The organism is Thermosynechococcus sp., assembly GCF_046299635.1.
In the GTDB taxonomy this organism is placed as follows: domain Bacteria; phylum Cyanobacteriota; class Cyanobacteriia; order Thermosynechococcales; family Thermosynechococcaceae; genus Thermosynechococcus.
On the sequence record NZ_JBKBHV010000054.1, the window covers coordinates 1 to 1229 of the forward strand.

Annotated in this window: 1 rRNA gene; it reads right to left on the reverse strand. The window is 51.7% G+C overall.

What is annotated here, in order from left to right:
- A 23S ribosomal RNA gene (locus ACK4IR_RS12285) occupies positions 1-1229 on the reverse strand; the annotation flags it as partial.

The window sequence follows — 1229 nt, forward strand, 5'->3', positions numbered from 1 at the left end:
TTACGGCCGCCGTTTACTGGGACTTCAATCAAGAGCTTGCACCCCATCATTTAATCTTCCAGCACCGGGCAGGCGTCACACCCTATACGTCCACTTTCGTGTTTGCAGAGTGCTGTGTTTTTATTAAACAGTCGCAGCGGCCTGGTTTCTGCGGCTGCCAACCGCTCAGGGAGCAAGTCCCATCACCGTCAGCAGCGTACCTTCTCCCGAAGTTACGGTACCATTTTGCCTAGTTCCTTCAGCAGAGTTCTCTCAAGCGCTTTGGTCTACTCGACCTGACCACCTGTGTCGGTTTCGGGTACGATTCCTGTGTAACTGAAGCTTAGAGACTTTTCCTGGAAGCATGGTATCAGCCACTTCACTGTACAAGTACAGCTTGCTATCGACTCTCAGCATAGAGCACCCCGGATTTGCCTAAGATGCATGCCTACGGTCTTCCACCTGGACAACCAACGCCAGGCTGACTTAACCTTCTCCGTCCTCTCATCGCATTACACAGAAGTATTGGAATATTAACCAATTTCCCATCGACTACGCCTCTCGGCCTCGCCTTAGGGGTCGACTCACCCAGCCCCGATTAACGTTGGACTGGAACCCTTGGTCTTTCAGCGAACGGGTTTTTCACCCGTTTTGTCGTTACTCACGTCAGCATTCGCACTTCTGATACCTCCAGCATACTTCTCAATACACCTTCATCGGCTTACAGAACGCTCCCCTACCACTTGACTAATGTCAAATCCGCAGCTTCGGCACATAGTTTTAGCCCCGTTACATCTTCCGCGCAGGCCGACTCGACTAGTGAGCTATTACGCTTTCTTTAAAGGGTGGCTGCTTCTAAGCCAACCTCCTAGCTGTCTCCCGGATAGTACTCATTGGTATTCGGAGTTTGCATCGGTTTGGTAAGTCGGGATGACCCCCTAGCCGAAACAGTGCTCTACCCCCAATGGTATTCGTCCGAGGCGCTACCTAAATAGCTTTCGGGGAGAACCAGCTATCACCAGGCTTGATTAGCCTTTCACCCCTATCCACAAGTCATCCCCTGGCTTTTCAACGACAGTGGGTTCGGTCCTCCAGTTAGTGTTACCCAACCTTCAACCTGCTCATGGATAGATCACCTGGTTTCGGGTCGTCATACGTCGAACTTAGCGCCCTGTTCAGACTCGCTTTCGCTGCGCCTACACCTAACGGCTTAAGCTTGCTCGACACATGAAGTCGCTGCCCCAGTATAC